Below are 18,708 nucleotides of genomic sequence, written 5' to 3'. Positions count from 1 at the left end.
CAACGGGGCCGCGCACGCCGAGCGGGTCACCGGCCACGGATTCCCGTTCGCCCTCGACCACCCGTGGCCCGAGCCCCTCGCGCTGCTGTCGGCCGTCGCGGCGGTGACCCGGCGACCCGGCTCGGGGTGTCCGTGCTCGTCGGCACCGTCCGCCCACCTGTGCTGCTGGCCAAGCAGCTCGCCACGCTCGACGGCCTGTCGGAAGGCCGGGTCACGATCGGACTCGGGGTCGGGTGGCAGGAGGCCGAGTACGCCGCTGTCGGTGTGCCGTTCGACGCCCGATTCGGCAGGCTGGAGGAGACGGTCGCCGCGTGCCGGGCACTGTGGGCGCCGCCCGCGACCTTCACCGGGCGCGACTACTCGTTCGAGGATTTCCACGCGTACCCGGTCCCGGTGCAGGCCCGGGTCCCGGTGCTGTTTGGGTTCGGTCCCAGTAGGCGGAACTTCGACCGGATCGCCCGAGTGGCGGACGGCTGGACCGTCAACCCCACCGACATGGAATCGTTCCCCGAATCCGTTGCCCTGCTGCGGGAATGCTTCGCGGACCATGGCCGGGATCCGGGTACGGCACGGGTCCAGGTGTCGGTGGCTCCGGTACGGACCGCGGCCGGGGCCGTCGACCTCGACGCCACGGCTGAACAGGTCCGGGGCTGGCACCGGGCCGGGGCAACGGTCGCCGTGTTCCGGCCGGCGTCGTTCGGCACCGCGACCGACGGCCTCGCGAGCCTGCTCGACTGGATGGTCGGAGTGAAGGAGGGAACCCGGTGACGGACACGGCGCGCGCTCTGCGGGAAATGTGCGACAAGCAAGAGATTCGCGAGGTGGTCCTGCGGTACTGCCGCGGCATCGACCGCCTCGACTTCGACCTGGTCCGCAGTTGCTACCACCCGGACGGCATCGACCACCACACCGGATTCGACGGCACGGTCGACGAGTACATCGCCTGGGTGCAGCCGAAGCTGACGCAGCTCGGCGGCACGATGCACCACGTTGGCAATCACCTGGTGGAACTGTACGGCGACACCGCACTCAGCGAGGCGTACGCGACGAACGTGCACTGGGGGCACGCGACGCGCGGTGACTTCACCAGCGGCGCCCGGTTCGTGGACCTGATGGAGCGGCGCGGCGCCCGCTGGGCCATCGCGGAGCGCTGGGCGGTGCGGGAGTGGACCCGCTCGGATGCGGGCCGGATGATCGCACCGGAGGCGGCCGGCCCGCGCGGGGCCCGCGGGGGCCGCGACCTGCTCGATGCGCTGCGCGCCCGAGTGGAGAGGTCGACGTGACGGTGCTGCCCGTCCCGGACGACGGGCAGCACCGCGGCGTCAGCTGCTGAAGAGTGCCCCCAGGCTGCCGGTGTCGAGAGTGAGGCTGCCGAAGCTGATCCCCAGCGACACGGGTACCCCGCCCTCCGGGGTGAGCGTCGTCGCCCCGTCGGCGTCGAGGCAGGAGGCGTGGACGGTGTAGTCGCCGCTGGACAGCGGCTGCGAGACGTACAGGCCGGTACCCGGATTTCCCACGATCAGGACGGGGTTGACGGTGATCTCGGTGCCGCTCGCGTTGTCCGCCCGCACCACGCACCCGACCAGGCTCGGCGAGGCGATGTCGGTGAACTTGACGGTGATGGTGTTGCCGCCGGTCGTGACGGCCGCGTTCCCGGTGACCGCGGCGGAGCCGACGGCGGGGGTGGCGACCAATGCCGCGGTCGCCATTCCGGCGATCACGGCCACTCGGGCGATGTTCTTGCGTGACGTGTCCACAGCGTGTCCGTTCCTCAAGGGTGTCGGGGCGGCCCGTGCCGATCTCCGCACGAGACCGCAGCCATCATGCACGCCTCGCACGCCCTGAGCAGCGATTCGCGAAATCTGTCGTCGCCGCGGAAACATTGTGTCTAACAGTTGGATTCGATTCGATGGCGAAAGCAACGAGGGATCCGGCGGGAATGCCGCCGCGCGCACAGGTGGCGCAGCCGCCGTCAATCCACGTTGGGCGCCCACTGAACGCCGTTGATGTGGCTGCCGCCGTCGACGAACAGGGTGTTGCCGGTGAGATAGCGGGAGTCGTCGCTCGCCAGGAACGCGGCGACGGTGCCGATGTCGTCGAGTGGATCGCCGATGCGTCCCATCGGGTTGGCTGCTTCCTGCGCGGCGGCCATCTGCGGGTTGGCCTCGGCGACCCTCTTGTAGGCTGCGCTCTGCGCGCCCGGGCAGATGACGTTGCAGCAGATCTGTTTCGGCGCCCACTCGCGTGCGGCGGTGCGGGTCATGCTGCGCAACGCCTCCTTCGCGGCGTTGTAGTACACGGAGTACATGTGGGCGTTGACGCCATTGAGGCTGCACATGTTCACGACGCGTCCGGTGCCGTGCTCGGCCAGCGCCGGGTAGGCGTGCTGCATCGCCCAGAACGCCGACATGACACCCATATCGAACCCGGCGCGCATGTTCTCGTCCGCGGTCTTCTCGAACCGCGCGTAACCGAGTGGGCGCCAGGCATTGTTGACGAGGATGTCGAGCCGGCCAAACTGCTCGGTGGCGACGTCGACCATCGCGTGCACCTGCTCGCGATCGGTGACGTCGGTGCGGACGAAACTCGCCCCGACACCCCACTCCTCGGTCAGCCATCGCGCGGTGTCCGCGCCCGCGGTCTCGTCGATCTCGGCGACGACAATGCTCGCGCCCTCACGCGCGAGTGCGCCCGCGACCCCGCGACCGATACCCATCCCCGCTCCGGTGACGATCGCCACGCGCCCGTCCAGCTTGCCCATTCCTGCTCCCATCTCTCGACCTCCAGATACGGGTGAGGGGAACCTTCAGCCGGTTGGACCGGCCGAAGGTTCCCCTCACCCCGTGAATACGTGAACCCGCTACCGCGGGCGCGGGACGCCCGCGTGGATGAACAGTGCGTCGACGGAGACGCAGACCTCTCCGGCCGCGTTCTTGATGTCACCGATGGTACGAATCTTGCGTCCCTCCATCGAGATCTGCTTGCCGGTGATGGTCAGCGGCTCGAACAGGGGTGTCGGCTTGTGGTACCGCGTGTTCAGCTGCGCGGTCATCCCCGCCGTGCCGCCCCACGCGTTCGCGACGCCGAGGACGTGGTCGAGGAGCATCGCGGAGACGCCGCCGTGCACGCATCCGGGAGGCCCCTGGTAGGGCAGGGTCAGCGTCACGACGCCCTGCACCGACCCGTCCTCGAGTCCCTCGATCACCAGTGGCGGCGCAATTGCGTTCTCCGGACCGGTGATCGGGTCGTGGCGGGTGACGCCCTCACCGCTCCACATGTCGACCATCCGGTCGGCGACCTCGGGGGCGTGCTCCTCGAGATGGTCGGCGATGCTGTTCAGTTCCTCCGCGACCCGGTCCAGGTTCGCGTTGCCGCGGTCCGTGCGGATCATCGCGTCGATGACGCGGCGGGCCGCGGCGGTCGCGCGGTCCACCGGCGCGTCCTGCGGCGCCGACGTCAGCACCGTCCGGTGCGGATGGGTCGCAGCGGTGGGGTGGTCCCCGGATTCCATCACGAGCGAACCTCCATCGTGGCGTGGGTGAGCACCGGCTGCCCGTCCCGTTCGGGGCAGGTGGCCTGCAGGGTGAGGGTGTCACCGTCCCGCCAGACGGCGGTTTCGATGGTCTCCCCCGGGTACAGGGATCCGGCGAACCGCACCGAGAACGACTGCACCCGTGCCGGATCCCCGTCGAGGACACCGTCGACGACGGCCTTGCACACGACACCGTACGACGCGAGGCCGTGCAGAATCGGCTGATCGAATCCGGCCATCTTCGCGAACTCGGGGTCCGCGTGCAGCGGGTTCAGGTCTCCGCTGAGCCGGTACACCAGCGCCTGCGCGGTGCTCGTCGGCGAGACCAGCACCGTGTCCGCAGCCCGCTCCGGCACGCCCGCGGCCAGCTCGGGTCCGGCCTCGCCGCCGAAGCCACCCTCACCACGGGCCCAGATCTGCATCGCGGTGGTCCACAACGGGTTTCCGTCCGAGTCGGCGGCCGCCTGCTCGAGCACGATGACGGCGGCCTTGCCCTTGTCCCAGACGTCGGCAACACGCGACGAGATGGTCGCGGTCCCCGACGTCGGAATCGGGGCGTGCAACGTGAGCGCCTGCCCCGCATGCAGGATTTTGCGCAGGTCGATGTCGATGCCGGGCAGGTTCATCCCGGCCGGCTTCAGGGTGCCCGCCGAGACGCCCTGCCCGGCGACCATCGCGAAGGTCGGCAGCACCTTCAGACCCTTCTCGTACACCCAACCCAGTTCGGCCGGGTCCAGCGAGTTGACGCCCGCCCCGAGACCCAGGTGGTACAGGATCACGTCGCGCTCGGTCCAGCTGGCCTCGCGGACGGTGGGGGCGGCCGCCAGGGCGGCGCTCACGTCGATCGGCATGTGTCTATGACTCCTTGGAAATGGTTCCGGACCGGTAGAGCGTGACGACGCACGCGCCACCGAGACCCAGATTGTGTTGCAGGGCAACGGAAGCACCGTCCACCTGACGTGCATCGGCCTGCCCGCGCAGCTGCCAGTTCAGTTCCGCGCACTGTGCGAGACCGGTGGCGCCGAGCGGGTGACCCTTGGAGATCAGCCCACCGGACGGGTTGACGACCCAGCGGCCGCCGTAGGTGGTGGCGCCGGACTCGACGAGCTTGCCGCCCTCACCGGGTGCGCACAGGCCGAGGCCCTCGTAGGTGATGATCTCGTTGATCGCGAAGCAGTCGTGCAGTTCGATGACGTCGACGTCGTCGATGCTCAGCCCGGACTCGGCGAACACCTGCTCGGCCGCGGCCCGGGTCATCGGCGCGCCGACGACGTCGATCATCGACTGGTCCGCGAACGCCTCGGCGGTATCCGTGGTGAGCGCCTGCGCGACGATCTCCACTGCCTGGCCCTCGAGGCCGTGTTCGCGGACGAACTTCTCGCTGACGACGATCGCGGCACCGGCCCCGTCGGAGGTGGGCGAGCACTGCGACCGGGTCAGCGGGGCGTGAATCATCTTGTCGCCCAGCACCTGCTCAAGGGTGTACTCGTCCTGGAACTGCGCGTACGGGTTGTTCACCGAGTGCTTGTGGTTCTTGACCGCGACGGCCGCGATCTGCTCGGCGGTGGTGCCGTAGCGCTCCATATGCTCGAGTGCGGCGTTGCCGAACAGCTGCGCGGTCATCGGGCCCTTGCCCCAGCCGTGCTTAGTGGTCATCACCCTCAGATGGTCATCGAGGGTGGTGACCTTCGGCAGCTCGCCGGTGCCCGCCATCGACGACTTCGTCATCTTCTCGAAGCCGACGGCCAGCGCGCAGTCGACGAACCCCGCCTGGACCCACTCGCGGGCCATCAGCAGGGCCGTCGACCCCGTCGCGCAGTTGTTGTTGACGTTGACGACCGGGATACCGGTCAGCCCCGTCTCGTACAGCGCCCGCTGCCCCGCCGCCGACGGGCCGAACACGTACCCCGCCGCGGCGCGCTGGACCTGCGAGTAGTCGATGCCCGCGTCCGTGAGCGCCTTGCTCACGGCCTCGGTGACCATGTCCGGGTACTCCCAGTCACGGGACTCGATCTTCTCGAACTTGGTCATGCCGACGCCGACGACGAAGGTGCGGTTCATGGGGCTGCAGTGCCTACTTTCCTGGTTCGGGATCGCGAGGCAGTCCGAGGATCCGCTCGCCGATGATGTTCAACTGAACATTCGTCGTACCACCGGCGATGGACATGCACTGGGAATTGAGGAACATCTGCGTGGCCGAGGTGCGTTCCTGATCACCGAGCAGGGACGACGGCCCCGCCCACTCCATCGCGACCTCCCACGTCTGCTGGATGTGCTCGACGCCGAGGAGCTTCGCGACGGACGACTCGGCTCCGGGCTGCGATCCCGCCAGCGACCGGAGCGTCGTCCGCAGACCCATGATCCCACCGGACTGCGCGTCGCAGAGGATCTGACCGAGCACGGTGAGCTGATGGGCGTCGATGCCTCCGGGCAGGGTGTCGGCCAGCGCGACGAGCGCCTCGCCGCCGTCACCGAGCGAGGACCCACCGGTCATCGACACCCGCTCGTTGGCGAGGGTGGTACGAGCCAGCTTCCAGCCGTCACCGGGCTCACCGACCAGGCAGTCGTCGGGGACGAACAGGTCGTCGATGAACACCTCGTTGAACAGCGCCTCGCCGGTGATCTCCCGCAGCGGGCGGATGTCGAGGCCTTCCGAGTTCCGGATGTCGACCAGGAAGTACGACAGGCCCTTGTGCTTGGGGACGTCGGCGTCGGTGCGGGCCAGGCAGATGCCCCAGTGCGCGTCGCGTGCCATCGACGTCCACACCTTCTGGCCGTTGAGCTTCCAGCCGCCCTCGACCTTGGTGGCCTTGGTGGACAGGCTGGCCAGGTCGGAGCCTGCGCCGGGCTCGGAGAACAGCTGGCACCAGACGATGTCGCCGCGCAGCGATCCCGGCACAAACCGGTCGAGCTGCTCGGCGTTGCCGTGCGCGATCAGCGTCGGGATCACCCAGTTGCCGATGATCATGTCGTGCGGCTTCACGTCGGCCGCCGCCAGCTCCTCGGCGATCACGAGTTGGGTGACGGCATCCGCGCTCTTGCCCCACGGTGCGGGCAGGTGCGGGGACGTGTAGCCCTTCTCGGCCAGGTAGGTGGTGCGGTCGGCGCCGGTCTTGGCCTTCGCGGGCTCGAGCTCGGCCCGGACGTCGGCGCGGATCCGCTCGGCCTCGGCGGGCAGCTCGACGGTGAGCACCCGGCGCGCCCCGGCAAGGGTCAGCTCCGCGACCCGCTGCTGCCAGGATCCGGTGGAGCCGAGCAGGATTCGCAGGGACTGGGCGCGGCGCAGGTACAGGTGCGCGTCGTGCTCCCAGGTGTAGCCGATGCCGCCGAGTACCTGGATGCAGTCCTTCGACACCTGGAAGGCGGCGTCGAGGGCGACCGATGCGGCGACCGCCGCCGCGAGCGACGCCTCCTCGGCGGGAACCTCCTCGCCGAGCGCTCGGGCGGCGTCCCACGCGGTGACACGGGCCTGCTCGGTTCGACCGAACATCCGCGCGACCTTGTGCTTGACGCCCTGGAACTGGCCGATGACCCGACCGAACTGCTTACGCACGCGGGCGTAGTCGGCCGCGGTGGTGGTGGCCCAGTCGGCAAGCCCGGATGCCTCGGCCGCGAACAGGGTCGCCGCGATGTCCAGGACGCGCTGCGCATCGAGCGCCAGCACCTCGCCGTCGGCCAGCGCAAGGCCGTCGACCGTGACCTCGGCGTTGCGGCGGATCACGTCGTGGCTGGGCAGGTCGGTGACGGTGAGCCGGTCTCGCGGGACGACGACGAACACGCGGTCACCGGCGGCGTCGGTCGCGGCGAGCAGGAACAGGTCGCCAACCTGACCGCCGAGAACCAGGCTCGACGTGCCCGACAGGGTGGTCGCGCCCTCCGCCTGGGCCAGCGCGAGGGTTCCGGGCTGGAGCGCGACGGCACCGAACGTGGAGCCGTCGACCAGACCCTCGAGTTCGGCGGTGTGACCTGCCGCGTTCAGGACCGCGGAGACGACGACGGTCGGCAGGAACGGGCCGGGCACCATCGCGCGGCCGAGTTCCTCAGCGACGATTGCGGTTTCGAGCAGGGTGAACCCGGCGCCGCCAACCTCCTCCGGCAGGTGCAGGCCCAGCATGCCGAGCTCGGCGAGCGAGGCCCAGTACTCCGGACGGGCCTCCGCCTTCGCCTCATCGGCCTCGCGGATCACGGCCGGGGTGGCGTATCGGGCGGCCCAGCCGCGCACGGAGTCGCGGAGCTCGCGGTCCTCGTCACTCAGTCCAATGGTCATGAAAGTCGTCCTCGGGTTTCAGAAGTTAGGAGTGGCGCTTCGCGCCCGTGAGTCCTTTTGGCCCGGATGAGGGCCAAAAGGACTCACGGGCGCCGGAGGCGCCTAGATGCGCTCGATGATGGTGGCGGTGGAGAGCGCGCCGCCGGCGCACATGGTGATCAGCGCGGTGGACTTGTCGGACCGCTCCAGCTCGTGCAGCGCGGTGGTGATCAGCCGGGCGCCGGTGGAGCCGACCGGGTGTCCGAGGGCGATGGCGCCGCCGTTGACGTTGACCTTGTCCATGTCGGCGTCGAGGGTCTGCGCCCAGGACAGCACGACCGACGCGAACGCCTCGTTGATCTCGACCAGGTCGATGTCGGCGAGCGACATCCCGGACTTGGCGAGCACGTGGCGGGTGGAGTCGATGGGGCCGTCGAGGTGGTAGTACGGATCGGAGCCGACCATGCCCGAGGACACGATGCGGGCGCGCGGACGCAGGCCGAGCGCGGACGCCTTCTCCTCGCTCATCAGCAGCACCGCCGCGGCACCGTCGCTGATCTGCGACGAGTTGCCCGCGGTGTGGATGCCACCCTCGGCGACGGGCTTGAGGCCGGCGAGGGCCTCGGCGGTGGTCTCCCGCAGGCCGCCGTCGCGGGTGACGGTGAGGGTCTCACCGGTCGGCTCGCCCTCCTTGGTCACCTGCGGCGCCTCGACGGGCACGATCTCGCGGTCGAAGCGGCCCTCCGCCCACGCCTGCGCGGCGCGCTGCTGCGAACGCAGACCGAGCGCGTCGACGTCGCCGCGCGTGATGCCCCGCTTGTCGGCGATCCGTTCGGCCGCGACGAACTGGTCGGGCAGGTCGAGGGACCAGTCGTCCGGGTAAGGCATCCCGGTGCCGGGGGCGAGCGCCTGCCCAAGGAACACCCGGCTCATCACCTCGACGCCGCACCCGATGCCGGCATCGATCTGACCGGACGCGATCAGGCCGGCGATGATGTGCACGGCCTGCTGGGAGGACCCGCAGGCGCAGTCGATGGTGGTCGCAGCCGTGGCATAGGGCAGTCCCGCGTGCAGCCAGGCGTTGCGAGTGACGTTGTTGGACTGCTCACCGACCTGCGTGACGAGGCCACCGACGACCTGGCCGACCTGCTCGGCGGGCAGTCCGGCGCGGTCGAGGACCGCCTTCTGTGCTGCCCCGAGCAGAACCGTGGGGTGCACCCCGGCCAGCTGCCCGCGACGCCGGCCGATCGGCGTCCGCGCGGCCTCGACGATGACGACGTTGCTCATGTGTGCTCCCTGACGAATACGATTTCTGAAACGTATTCTATTTCTCGTCGGGGGGCGGGGCGGTGAGAGTCCCACCGAACGGGATCGGGCTCAGACCATCCGACCGGACAGGTCCGCGAGCAGCAGGTCACACGCGGTCCGCAGGTCCGATTCGATCTCGGGGATCGAGGTGCGGCTGTTGAGCGCGGCCTGGATCAGCCCGAACCACAGCGCGACCACCAGCCGCAGCACGGTCGCGTCCCGGATGGTCTGTTCCTCGATCCCGGCGGCGTCGAGCAGCAGCCGGTCGAAGTGCTGGTCGATCTTCGCGACGTCGGGAATGGTCGCGGCGTTCGAGGTCGCGGCGGACTGGATCATCGCGGTCGCGAGGAGCGGGGTGCGCAGCAGCGCCCGCGTCGCGTGCAGCAGCGCGTCGTAGACGGCGTCGGGCGCCGCCAGGTGGGCGCGCGACCGCCGGGACAGCTGATCACCCATCCGCTGGATCTGGTCGACCATGACGGCGACGAACAGGTGCGTCTTCGAGGGGAAGTAGCGGTACAGGGTGCCGATCGCGACGCCTGCGAGCTTCGCGACCTCCTGCATCTGCACCCGCTCGAGGTCCTTCTCGGCACCCAACTGGGCGGCGACCTTCAGGATCCGGCCGTGTCGCGCCCGCTGTTCCACCGAGCTCGGCTCAGCCGCGTCGCGTGCCTCCGCAAGCCTCGGCATCCTCGTCCCCCACTTCTTCCACTTCCGACGATCTGAGGGTAGATCCTGGCAGCTGTCGCGGGTTGCCGGACTCCCGTTCCGCTCAGTGGGAGCCGCCGCACCCCCGCTCGGCCCGCTGCGATTGCCTGTGACCACACCCGATGCGATGGAGGAAGCAGGAGACATGCAGGACTGGACGGACGAATACGACGTGGTGGTGGTCGGGTCCGGTGGCGGCGCCCTGACCGGGGCATACACCGCGGCCGCGCGTGGCCTGCGCACCGTGGTGCTGGAGAAGACCGACCTGTTCGGCGGCACCTCCTCCTACTCCGGCGCGGCCATCTGGCTGCCCGGCACCCAGGTTCAGGAGCGCGCGGGGCTCGAGGACTCCACCGAGAACGCCCGGACCTTCCTGCGCACCCTGCTCGGCGTCGCCGAGGCCGAGCGACAGGACGCGTACGTCGACACCGCGCCCGCCGTCGTCGAGCTGCTCGAACGCGACCCCAACATCGAGTTCGAGTTCCGCGCGTTCCCGGACTACTACCGGGCCGAGGGCCGCCTCGACACCGGCCGCTCGATCAACCCGCTCGACCTCGACCCGGCGGACATCGGCGAACTGGCCGCCAAGGTGCGCCCCGAGCTGAACCCGGACCGGGCTGGCAAGGGCCACGCCCCCGGCAAGATGATCGGTGGCCGCGCCCTGATCGGGCGCCTGCTCGCCGCGATCGACGGCACCGGCAACGCGGACCTGCGCACCGGCACCGCGCTGACCGAGCTGGTCGTCGAGGACGGCCGCGTCGTCGGCGTCGTCGCCCGGTCCGGCGACGCGGAGGTCCGCATCAAGGCCACCCGCGGTGTGCTGATGGCCGCCGGCGGCATCGAGGGCAACGCGCAGGCCCGCGCCGAACACGGCACCCCCGGCAAGGCGGAATGGTCGATGGGCCCGATCGGGGCGAACACCGGTGACGCGATCGCCGCCGGGGCTGCCGCGGGCGGCGCGACCTCGCTGATGGATCAGGCCTGGTTCTGCCCGGGTGTCGAACAGCCGGACGGCACCGCAGCCTTCCTGGTCGGCATCCGCGGCGGCATCGTCGTCGACACGAACGGCAACCGATACCTGAACGAGTCGCTGCCCTACGACCGCTTCGGTCGGGCCATGCTCGCCCACAACGACGCCGGTCACGCCATCCCGTCGTGGATGATCTTCGACTCGAGGGAGGGCGGCGGACTGCCCGGCATCTCCATCCCGAACACCCCGCCGGCACAGCACCTCGAGGCGGGCACCTGGGTGCAGGCGGACACCCTGGAGGAGCTCGCCGCCAAGGCCGGGCTGCCCGCGGACGCCGTGCGCGCGAGCGTCGAGGAGTTCAACGATTACGCCAAGCGCGGCGTCGACGAGTCGTTCCACCGCGGCGAGGACCCCTACGACCTGTTCTTCTGCGGCCCGAACGGCAACCCGAACCGGGCACTGACCGCGGTCGAGACCGGCCCGTTCTATGCGGCCCGGATCGTGTTGTCCGACCTCGGCTGCAAGGGCGGCCTGGTCACCGACATCGACGGTCGCGTGCTGCGCGCCGACGGCACCGCCGTCGCCGGCCTGTACGCGGCGGGCAACACCGCCGCCTCGGTCGCGGGCAAGGTGTACCCGGGCCCGGGTGTTCCGCTCGGCACCGCAATGGTGTTCGGCTACCGCGCCGCCAATCACATGGCGTAGGACGCCGCGCTCGTCGAGCCCCTCCCCGCCGCCCGGCCCGAGCGAACGGATCATTCGGTCGAATCAGATCGGATCGACCGAATGCGTCCGTTTACTCGGGGTGGCGGGGGTGGGGTTGATCAGCGTGCGGGCAGGATCCGGCCGCGCACCTCACCGAAGCCGATGCGTCCGCCGCTCGCGCCCGGCGCGGTCGCGGTGATCGTCACCTCGTCGCCGTCCAGCAGATAGGTGCGCTTCTCGCCGGACACCGTCACGGGTTCTGTTCCGCCCCAGGTCAATTCGATGAAGGAACCGCACTGGTTCCGCTCCGCGCCGGAGACGGTGCCGGAGCCGACCAGGTCGCCGGTGCTGGCGGCTGCACCGTTCGCCGTGAGGTGCGCCAGCATCTGCGCGGGCGACCAGTACATCTGCGCGTACGGCGGGCGGCTGACCACGTCACCGTTCCACTCGACCACCAGATCGATGCCCAGTCCCCACTTCTCACCGCCCCGCAGGTACGGGAGCGGCACCGGATCCTGCACCGGGGTGGCGACCCTGGCGGCCTCGAGAGCCGCCAGCGGAACCACCCATGCGGAGATCGAGGTGGCGAAGCTCTTGCCCAGATTCGGGCCGAGCGGCACGTACTCCCACGCCTGGATGTCGCGGGCCGACCAGTCGTCGAGGATCACCGCGCCGAAGCAGTGTTCGGCGAACCGATCCGGCGTGATCGAGGCCCCCATCGGGGAGCCGACCCCCACCAGGAACCCCACCTCGGCCTCGATGTCGAGGCTCAGCGAGGGGCCGAACGTCGGCGCGTTGTCGGCTGGCGCCTTGCGCTGGCCGCGTGGCCGGACGATGTCGGTACCCGACACGACGACGGTGGACGCCCGGCCGTGGTAGCCGACCGGGAGGTGCTTCCAGTTCGGCATCAGCGGGTCGGGGCTGTCCGGGCGGAACAGTCGCCCGAGGTTGGTCGCGTGCTGTTCGGATGCGTAGAAGTCGACGTAGTCGGCGACCGCGATCGGCAGGTGCATCGTCACGTCGCCGACGGGCAGCACCGCATCGTCCGCGACCTCACCGCAGACCAGGACGGCAATCGTGTCCCGGACCTCGGCCCACCGGGCACTCCCCTGGGCCATGAACGGGTTGAGCGTCGGGTTGGCGAACACCGCGTCGCCGAGCACCGCCGCCAGGTCGACAACGTGGTCACCCACCCGCACGCCGACCCGCGGCTCCGTCCCCGCGGTCGAGAAGACTCCGTAGGGCAGGTTGTCGACGCCGAACGGGGAGCCGTCGGGGATCGGGATGACGGTCATGCCGGGGCTCGTTCGTCGGCGGCCGGGAGGCCGAGGGGATGCACCAGGCCGAGCGCGGTGAGGTCGGCGAGCGGAGCCGCGATGCTGCAGGTGCCGAACGAGACGAATCGGCGGCGCACCGCGGCGGACTCCGCCTCCGTCAACCCGGCGAGGGTGTCCGCCATGCCGGGTCCGTCGCGGTCCGCGAGCGCCGCGGCGACGGTGTCCGGGTCCGCACCGTCCGCGGCGAGGCGGGTGGCGAGCATCAGGTTCAGGAACCCGTGCTGCTCGAATCCGGTGTCGGCGTCGGTGTTCCGGACCGCGCGATGCAGACCCGCGGTCGCCTTGAACGGCACCCCGAGGGACCCGGCGGCCGCGATCACCGCCGCGAGCTCGGCCTCGTCCGGATACGCGTCGGCCACGACACCTCCGGTGCGGACCTTCGCGCGGGCCCCGAGGTCGGCGAGACCGGTGAGCACCTCGTCGCGGCGCCGGTCCCGGGGCACCTCAACATGGACCGCCACTCCCGGTGCGGCACCGCAGATTTTGCTCACCGCACGGAGAAGTGCGGGGACGGGCTGCCCGTCCGGCACGGCGATCTCGAGGCCAACCAGGTGCACGGCGTCGATCGCGCGCAGCCGACCCAGTGCCGCCGCGGCGGCGTCGGTGCCACCGGGGACGGTCAGGCTCACCGGCAGGACCCGGCCGCCGAGCACGGCGGCCAGTTCGGCGAGCCTGGTCGCCGGAAGGACAAACGGCCCCACCAGATCCGCGTACGCGCTGTCGGTGTGGGCGAAGTGGGCGGGCACCGCAACGGCGAGGGGCACGGCGCCGGGCGGAAACAGCGCGGCGTCGTCGCACAGCCCGGCCAGCAGCGGCGGGATCATCCTCATCGCGCCTGCCCCCTGCCCGACGACGGCGGCGACGCCGGACCCCGTCCGGCCCAGGACCAGGCGTACCCCGGGTCCTCGCAGGCCAGCGCCCCCGCACCGAGTTCGAGTGGCCGGAAGGTGTCGACCATGACGGCGAGCTCGTCGAAGAAGTCGACGCCGATGCTGCGTTCGTACGCGCCCGGCTGGGGTCCGTGGGTGTGCCCGCCGGGGTGCACGGAGACCGAGCCCGGCCCGATGCCGGAGCCCTTCCTCGCCTCGTAGTCGCCACCGCAGTAGAACAGGACCTCGTCGGAGTCCACGTTCGAGTGGTAGTACGGCACCGGGATCGACAGCGGGTGGTAGTCGACCTTGCGGGGAACAAAGTTGCAGATCACGAAGCCGGCACCCTCGAACGCCTGATGCGCGGGCGGCGGCTGGTGCACGCGACCGGTGACGGGTTCGTGGTCGGCGATGTTGAAGGTGTACGGGTAGAGGCAGCCGTCCCAGCCGACGACATCGAACGGGTGCGTCGCGTGCACCATCCGGGTGCCGACAATGCCGCGGGAGGTCCGGTGCTTGACGAGGACCTCGACGTCGGTGCCCTCGACGAGCAGCGGCGCGCTGGGACCGTGCAGGTCGCGTTCGCAGTAGGGGGCGGTCTCCAGGAACTGCCCGAATCGCGACAGGTACCGCTTCGGCGGCGCAATGTGGCCGTTGGCCTCGATCGCATACACCCGCAACGGTTCCGCCCCCACCGGCCGCCAGCGGTGGGTGGTCGACATCGGCAGCAGCACGTAGTCGCCCTGGCGTGCGGGCAGCGCACCGAAGGCGGTCTCGACGAGCGCCTCCCCCGCCTCGACGTACACCAACTCGTCGCCGATCGTGTTGCGGTACAGCGGCGATTCGGCCGCCGCGACGGCGTACGAGAGCCGGACATCGGCGTTGCCGAGGATCAGCCTCCGACCGGTGACGGGATCGGTCTCGGCCCACCCCCGCTCGGGGAACAGCTCGTGCAGCCTGAGATGGCGCGGCCTGAGCGGATGATTCGGCGTCGTTGCCTGGTCGGGCAGCCCCCACACGGTCGCATCCACGATCGCCGACGGGACCGCGCGGTGATACAGCAGCGCCGAGTCGGAGGCGAAGCCCTCCTCGCCCATCAGTTCCTCGAAGCGCAGACTGCCGTCCTCGCCGCGGTGCTGGGTGTGCCGCTTCGGGGGAATGCTGCCGAGCCGTCGATAGAACGCCATGACCGGCCTCCTCGGTGTAGCGCGCTCCCGGTCTCCACTGTGACCGCTCCCGACCCGCTTGTCGACACGCGCGGCGGCGCCGGGCCCACCGGCCCGATCGTCGAGCCCGTCCGCCCCCGCCGGATCCCCTACTGTTGGTGACACCGGAGGTTCCGACCCGAGAGGATCGATCGATGCCGACGATGAGCAGTGCCGAGCGCGAGGCGTTCCTCGCGGACATTCATGTCGGGGTGGTCGCGGTCGAGCGGCCGGACCGGGCACCGTTGGCCGTGCCGGTCTGGTACGGGTACGAGCCGGGCGGGGAGGTCCTGATTTGGACCGAGACCGACACGATCAAGGAGCCGCTGTTTCGGGCGGCCGGGCGGTTCACCCTCACCGCGCAGCTCGAGCAGGTGCCGTACAAGTACGTCAGCGCCGAGGGCCCGATCACCTCGATTGCGCCGATCACCGCGGATCAGGCCACCGCGATCGCGGTGCGGTATCTCGGCGAGGAGGAGGGCACCGCGTACGCCGCACAGAACCTCACCCCGCGGTCGATCCTGGTCCGCATGCGTCCGCAGCGGTGGTTGAGCACGGACTACTCGAAGCTGTAGCCCCCGGCGCGGCCGACCGGACACCCCCGCGTCGTTCCGGCATGGGTTCCGAAAACCCGGATCGAGGCGGATACTCGCCAGTAGGTTGCCGATCGCTCTCGTCGAGGAGGCGGATCATGGTGTCACCGACCCAGGTCAGCGAGGAACAGGCACGCGCGGTCGCCGAGGAGGCCCGCGAAAGCGGCTGGGAGAAGCCCTCGTTCGCGAAGGAACTGTTCCTCGGCCGGTTCCGGCTCGACCTGGTGCACCCGTTTCCCCGCCCCACACCCGAGGACGCGGCGCGGACCGAGCGGTTTCTCGGGACACTGCGCGACTACTGCGCCGGGCTGGACGGCAGCGTGATCGAACGCGACGCGGCGATCCCCGACGAGTACGTGCGCGGGCTCGCCGACCTCGGCTGCTTCGGGCTGAAGATCCCGGAGGAGTACGGCGGACTAGGCCTGTCGCAGGTCGCCTATAACCGGGTGCTGATGCTCGTCGGGTCGGTGCATCCCAGCCTCGGCGCGCTGCTGTCCGCGCACCAGTCGATCGGCGTCCCCGAGCCACTCAAGCTGGCAGGCACCGACGAGCAGAAGCGAAAGTTCCTGCCGCGCTGCGCGAAAGGCGCGGTCTCCGCGTTCCTGCTCACCGAACCGGATGTCGGGTCGGACCCGGCGCGGATGGCGTCGACGGCCACCCCCACCGAGGACGGCACCGCCTACCTCCTCGACGGCGTGAAGCTGTGGACCACGAACGGTGTGGTCGCCGAACTGCTGGTGGTGATGGCGCGGGTACCGCGAACCGAGGGGCGGCACCCCGGCGGCATCAGCGCGTTCGTCGTCGAGGCCGACGCCCCCGGCATCACCGTCGAACGCCGCAACGCGTTCATGGGGCTGCGCGGCATCGAGAACGGGGTCACCCGGATGCACCGGGTGCGGGTACCAGCCGAGAACCTGATCGGCCGCGAGGGTGACGGCCTGAAGATTGCCCTGACCACACTGAACGCCGGGCGCCTCGCGCTGCCCGCGATGTGCACGGCGGCCGGGAAGTGGTCGCTCAAGATCGCACGAGAGTGGTCCGCGGAGCGGGTGCAGTGGGGCAGACCGGTCGGTGAGCACGGCGCGGTCGCCGGCAAGATCTCGTTCATCGCGGCCACCACGTATGCGTTGGAGGCGACGCTGGAACTGTCGGGTCAGATGGCCGACGAGGGCCGCAACGACATTCGGATCGAGGCGGCGCTGGCGAAGCTGTGGGCCAGCGAGATGGCGTGCCGGATCGCCGACGAACTGATCCAGATCCGGGGCGGCCGCGGCTACGAGACCGCGGAGTCCCTCGCCGCCCGCGGTGAACGGGCGGTCCCGGCCGAGCAGTTGCTGCGGGACCTGCGGATCAACCGGATCTTCGAGGGGTCGAGCGAGATCATGCGGCTGCTGATCGCGCGGGAGGCCGTCGACGCGCACCTGACCGCGGCGGGTGACCTCGCCGATCCGGGGGCCGACCTGCAGCACAAGGCCAAGGCTGCCCTCGGGGCGAGCGGCTTCTACGCCAAGTGGTTGCCGCACCTGGTGTCCGGCAAGGGGCAGCTCCCCGCGTCGTACGGCGACTTCGATTCCCTGGCGACGCACCTGCGGTTCGTCGAACGCAACGCACGCAAGCTGGCCAGGTCAACGTTCTATGGGATGGCCCGCTGGCAGGCGGGCATGGAGAAGCATCAGGTGTTCCTCGGCCGGATCGTCGACATCGGCGCCGAGCTGTTCGCGATGGCCGCGGCGTGCGTGCGCGCGGACTCCGAGCGGGCGCGGGACCCGGGCACCGGCGCCGCCGACCTGGCCGACGTGTTCTGCCAGCAGGCGAGGCTGCGCATCGACCGCCTGTTCGCCGGACTGTGGGAGAACACCGACGACCTCGACCACCGGATCGCGTCGAATGTTCTCGGCGGCGAGTACGCCTGGCTCGAATCGGGTGTCCTCGACCAGAGTGAGGGCACCGGGCCGTGGATCGCCTCCTGGTCGCCGGGGCCGTCCACCGAGCCGAACCTGGCCCGGCGGTTCCGCACCGACCCCGACGGCGCGGGACCGGGGTGACGCCGGGCGTCAGACCATGTTGTCCTCGACCGGCAGCCCGAACGCGCCGCGCCCGTAGAGGGCGAGGGCGCGTTCGGTGTCGTTCGCGACATGCACCCCGCCCGCGTGCGCGTCCCGCCAGCCCCGTTCGAGCGGGTTGCCGGTGTCGAGCGAGTTGCCGCCGGACATCTTGAACAGCTTGTCGATGGCGGCGAGCGCCCGCTCGGTGCCGCGCACCTGGTCGCGCCGGGCCCGCAGCCGCAGTTGCATCTGGATCTGGTCGCCCGCGGCAGCCACCTCCATCAGGGCCCGCACGTTGCGGTCCATCTGCAGGATCGACGCGTCGATGTCCGACGACGCCCGCCCGACGGTCACCTGCGCGAACACGTCCTCCGCGAACCGGCCGCCGCCGAGACTGAGCCGCACCCGGTCCCGCATCCGGGCCAGGAACTCCTCGTAGCAGCCCGCGACGACGCCGAGGACGGGGGCCGCGATCGCCGACGAGAACACCGTCGCGAACGGGATTCGATACAGCGGCCCGGTGTTCACCTTCTGGCCCGGACCGCGCAGCTGGGAGAACTCGTAGTTGCGCATCACCCGGTGATCGGGAACGAACGCCCGCTCGACGAAGATCTCGTTGCTTCCGGTGCCGCGCAACCCGACGGACTCCCAGACGTCCCGGATCTGATAGTCCGATCGCGGAACCAGCATCGTGGTGTTGTCGATCGGGTCGCCGCGGTCGTCGACGAGCATCCCGCCGAGCAGCGCCCACCCGCAGTGATCGACGCCGGACGAGAACCGCCAGCACCCCATGATCTCGTAGCCGCCGTCGACCCGGACCATCGTGCCGACCGGGGCGTACGACGACGCGATGAGGACGTCGGGGTCGGCGCCCCACACGTCGGACTGCGCGGCATGGTCGAACAGCGCGAGGTGCCACGGGTGCACCCCGAGGACGCCGGTGACCCACCCGGTGGATCCGCACGCCCCCGCGATCGCCCGCACGGCCTCGTAGAAGTGCACCGGATCGGACTCGAGTCCCCCGTATCGGGTCGGCTGAAGCATCCGGAACACCCCGGCGTCGACCAGCGCCCGGATCGTCTCGTCGGGTACCCGACGAGACTCCTCCGTTCCGCGTGCCCGTTCCGCGATGGCGGGGAGCAACTCCCGCACCCGACCGAGTACCTCGTTGTCCATTCGTTCGATGTTATCGG

The 18,708-nt window shown here is 70.4% G+C and carries 17 protein-coding genes; 5 read left to right on the top strand and 12 right to left on the bottom strand.

The genetic code is table 11. The annotated features are described in order from the left end of the window. Positions 1 to 126: 126 nt before the first annotated feature. Together ACFWPA_RS02875 and ACFWPA_RS02870 are read left to right on the top strand one after the other, a co-directional pair. Complete coding sequence (locus ACFWPA_RS02875) at positions 127 to 768, top strand: LLM class flavin-dependent oxidoreductase (RefSeq protein ID WP_378569600.1); 642 nt, start codon at positions 127 to 129, stop codon at positions 766 to 768. 26 nt (positions 769 to 794) lie between these two features. After that, positions 795 to 1,283, top strand: coding sequence for a nuclear transport factor 2 family protein (locus ACFWPA_RS02870; protein ID WP_378569624.1), 489 nt, complete (start codon positions 795 to 797; stop codon positions 1,281 to 1,283). 39 nt (positions 1,284 to 1,322) lie between these two features. Here ACFWPA_RS02870 and ACFWPA_RS02865 read toward each other — a convergent pair whose 3' ends face one another. From ACFWPA_RS02865 to ACFWPA_RS02830, 8 genes are all read right to left on the bottom strand, one after another. Then, a complete protein-coding gene (locus tag ACFWPA_RS02865) occupies positions 1,323 to 1,757 on the bottom strand; it encodes a hypothetical protein (RefSeq protein ID WP_378509189.1) in 435 nt (144 codons plus the stop codon). A 215-nt stretch (positions 1,758 to 1,972) separates the two neighbouring features. Further along, positions 1,973 to 2,761 carry an SDR family NAD(P)-dependent oxidoreductase gene (locus ACFWPA_RS02860; RefSeq protein ID WP_378509264.1) on the bottom strand — a complete coding sequence of 263 codons (789 nt, stop codon included), beginning with the start codon at positions 2,759 to 2,761 and terminating at the stop codon, positions 1,973 to 1,975. A 99-nt stretch (positions 2,762 to 2,860) separates the two neighbouring features. Then, positions 2,861 to 3,511 (bottom strand): PaaI family thioesterase, encoded by a 651-nt coding sequence (locus ACFWPA_RS02855; protein ID WP_378509388.1) that lies wholly within the window; start codon positions 3,509 to 3,511, stop codon positions 2,861 to 2,863. Continuing rightward, positions 3,511 to 4,383, bottom strand: a complete 873-nt coding sequence (locus tag ACFWPA_RS02850; protein ID WP_378509355.1) for a MaoC/PaaZ C-terminal domain-containing protein — start codon at positions 4,381 to 4,383, stop codon at positions 3,511 to 3,513. The genes ACFWPA_RS02855 and ACFWPA_RS02850 overlap by 1 nt, the downstream gene beginning before the upstream one ends. Before the next feature lie 4 nt (positions 4,384 to 4,387). Then, entirely contained in the window at positions 4,388 to 5,593 is a 1,206-nt protein-coding gene (locus tag ACFWPA_RS02845) for a lipid-transfer protein (protein ID WP_378509356.1), read from the bottom strand. A 13-nt stretch (positions 5,594 to 5,606) separates the two neighbouring features. Beyond that, positions 5,607 to 7,799 carry an acyl-CoA dehydrogenase gene (locus tag ACFWPA_RS02840; RefSeq protein WP_378569599.1) on the bottom strand — a complete coding sequence of 731 codons (2,193 nt, stop codon included), beginning with the start codon at positions 7,797 to 7,799 and terminating at the stop codon, positions 5,607 to 5,609. Positions 7,800 to 7,901: 102 nt separating this feature from the next. Then, positions 7,902 to 9,065 (bottom strand): steroid 3-ketoacyl-CoA thiolase, encoded by a 1,164-nt coding sequence (locus ACFWPA_RS02835; RefSeq protein ID WP_378569598.1) that lies wholly within the window; start codon positions 9,063 to 9,065, stop codon positions 7,902 to 7,904. A gap of 90 nt (positions 9,066 to 9,155) precedes the next feature. Then, a complete protein-coding gene (locus ACFWPA_RS02830) occupies positions 9,156 to 9,773 on the bottom strand; it encodes a TetR family transcriptional regulator (RefSeq protein ID WP_378509359.1) in 618 nt (205 codons plus the stop codon). A 163-nt stretch (positions 9,774 to 9,936) separates the two neighbouring features. On the opposite strand from ACFWPA_RS02830, the gene ACFWPA_RS02825 reads away from it, so the two are divergent. Beyond that, complete coding sequence (locus ACFWPA_RS02825) at positions 9,937 to 11,466, top strand: FAD-dependent oxidoreductase (protein ID WP_378569597.1); 1,530 nt, start codon at positions 9,937 to 9,939, stop codon at positions 11,464 to 11,466. A 119-nt stretch (positions 11,467 to 11,585) separates the two neighbouring features. Here ACFWPA_RS02825 and fahA read toward each other — a convergent pair whose 3' ends face one another. Genes fahA through ACFWPA_RS02810 form a run of 3 tightly spaced genes read right to left on the bottom strand, consistent with a single transcriptional unit; the run spans position 11,586 to position 14,859 of the window. Continuing rightward, on the bottom strand, positions 11,586 to 12,761 hold the full coding sequence (gene fahA / locus ACFWPA_RS02820) for a fumarylacetoacetase (protein WP_378569596.1): 1,176 nt from the start codon (positions 12,759 to 12,761) through the stop codon (positions 11,586 to 11,588). Then, complete coding sequence (locus tag ACFWPA_RS02815) at positions 12,758 to 13,633, bottom strand: hypothetical protein (RefSeq protein WP_378569595.1); 876 nt, start codon at positions 13,631 to 13,633, stop codon at positions 12,758 to 12,760. The genes fahA and ACFWPA_RS02815 overlap by 4 nt, the downstream gene beginning before the upstream one ends. Then, positions 13,630 to 14,859: a homogentisate 1,2-dioxygenase gene (locus ACFWPA_RS02810; protein WP_378509363.1), complete on the bottom strand. Its 1,230-nt coding sequence runs from the start codon at positions 14,857 to 14,859 to the stop codon at positions 13,630 to 13,632. The genes ACFWPA_RS02815 and ACFWPA_RS02810 overlap by 4 nt, the downstream gene beginning before the upstream one ends. Positions 14,860 to 15,032: 173 nt before the next feature. Here ACFWPA_RS02810 and ACFWPA_RS02805 point away from each other — a divergent pair, with 173 nt between their 5' ends. Next, on the top strand, positions 15,033 to 15,452 hold the full coding sequence (locus tag ACFWPA_RS02805; RefSeq protein WP_378509364.1) for a pyridoxamine 5'-phosphate oxidase: 420 nt from the start codon (positions 15,033 to 15,035) through the stop codon (positions 15,450 to 15,452). A gap of 116 nt (positions 15,453 to 15,568) precedes the next feature. Beyond that, complete coding sequence (locus tag ACFWPA_RS02800; RefSeq protein WP_378569594.1) at positions 15,569 to 17,515, top strand: acyl-CoA dehydrogenase family protein; 1,947 nt, start codon at positions 15,569 to 15,571, stop codon at positions 17,513 to 17,515. A gap of 9 nt (positions 17,516 to 17,524) precedes the next feature. Here ACFWPA_RS02800 and hsaA read toward each other — a convergent pair whose 3' ends face one another. Beyond that, positions 17,525 to 18,691 carry a 3-hydroxy-9,10-secoandrosta-1,3,5(10)-triene-9,17-dione monooxygenase oxygenase subunit gene (gene hsaA, locus ACFWPA_RS02795; RefSeq protein WP_378569593.1) on the bottom strand — a complete coding sequence of 389 codons (1,167 nt, stop codon included), beginning with the start codon at positions 18,689 to 18,691 and terminating at the stop codon, positions 17,525 to 17,527. Between the last annotated feature and the right edge of the window lie 17 nt (positions 18,692 to 18,708).

The organism is Rhodococcus sp. NPDC058505, assembly GCF_042720095.1.
Lineage (GTDB): Bacteria > Actinomycetota > Actinomycetes > Mycobacteriales > Mycobacteriaceae > Rhodococcus_G.
This window is presented reverse-complemented; position numbering and strand designations above follow the sequence as displayed.

Excerpts from the sequence above, each read along its gene's own strand:
- ACFWPA_RS02810 (WP_378509363.1), bottom strand. The coding sequence starts at position 14,859 with ATGGCGTTCTATCGACGGCTCGGCAGCATTCCCCCGAAGCGGCACACC.
- ACFWPA_RS02835 (WP_378569598.1), bottom strand. The coding sequence starts at position 9,065 with ATGAGCAACGTCGTCATCGTCGAGGCCGCGCGGACGCCGATCGGCCGG.
- ACFWPA_RS02805 (WP_378509364.1), top strand. The coding sequence starts at position 15,033 with ATGCCGACGATGAGCAGTGCCGAGCGCGAGGCGTTCCTCGCGGACATT.
- ACFWPA_RS02830 (WP_378509359.1), bottom strand. The coding sequence starts at position 9,773 with ATGCCGAGGCTTGCGGAGGCACGCGACGCGGCTGAGCCGAGCTCGGTG.
- ACFWPA_RS02850 (WP_378509355.1), bottom strand. The coding sequence starts at position 4,383 with ATGCCGATCGACGTGAGCGCCGCCCTGGCGGCCGCCCCCACCGTCCGC.
- ACFWPA_RS02855 (WP_378509388.1), bottom strand. The coding sequence starts at position 3,511 with ATGGAATCCGGGGACCACCCCACCGCTGCGACCCATCCGCACCGGACG.
- ACFWPA_RS02860 (WP_378509264.1), bottom strand. The coding sequence starts at position 2,761 with ATGGGCAAGCTGGACGGGCGCGTGGCGATCGTCACCGGAGCGGGGATG.
- ACFWPA_RS02840 (WP_378569599.1), bottom strand. The coding sequence starts at position 7,799 with ATGACCATTGGACTGAGTGACGAGGACCGCGAGCTCCGCGACTCCGTG.
- fahA (WP_378569596.1), bottom strand. The coding sequence starts at position 12,761 with ATGACCGTCATCCCGATCCCCGACGGCTCCCCGTTCGGCGTCGACAAC.
- ACFWPA_RS02845 (WP_378509356.1), bottom strand. The coding sequence starts at position 5,593 with ATGAACCGCACCTTCGTCGTCGGCGTCGGCATGACCAAGTTCGAGAAG.
- ACFWPA_RS02815 (WP_378569595.1), bottom strand. The coding sequence starts at position 13,633 with ATGAGGATGATCCCGCCGCTGCTGGCCGGGCTGTGCGACGACGCCGCG.
- ACFWPA_RS02825 (WP_378569597.1), top strand. The coding sequence starts at position 9,937 with ATGCAGGACTGGACGGACGAATACGACGTGGTGGTGGTCGGGTCCGGT.
- hsaA (WP_378569593.1), bottom strand. The coding sequence starts at position 18,691 with ATGGACAACGAGGTACTCGGTCGGGTGCGGGAGTTGCTCCCCGCCATC.
- ACFWPA_RS02870 (WP_378569624.1), top strand. The coding sequence starts at position 795 with ATGTGCGACAAGCAAGAGATTCGCGAGGTGGTCCTGCGGTACTGCCGC.
- ACFWPA_RS02800 (WP_378569594.1), top strand. The coding sequence starts at position 15,569 with ATGGTGTCACCGACCCAGGTCAGCGAGGAACAGGCACGCGCGGTCGCC.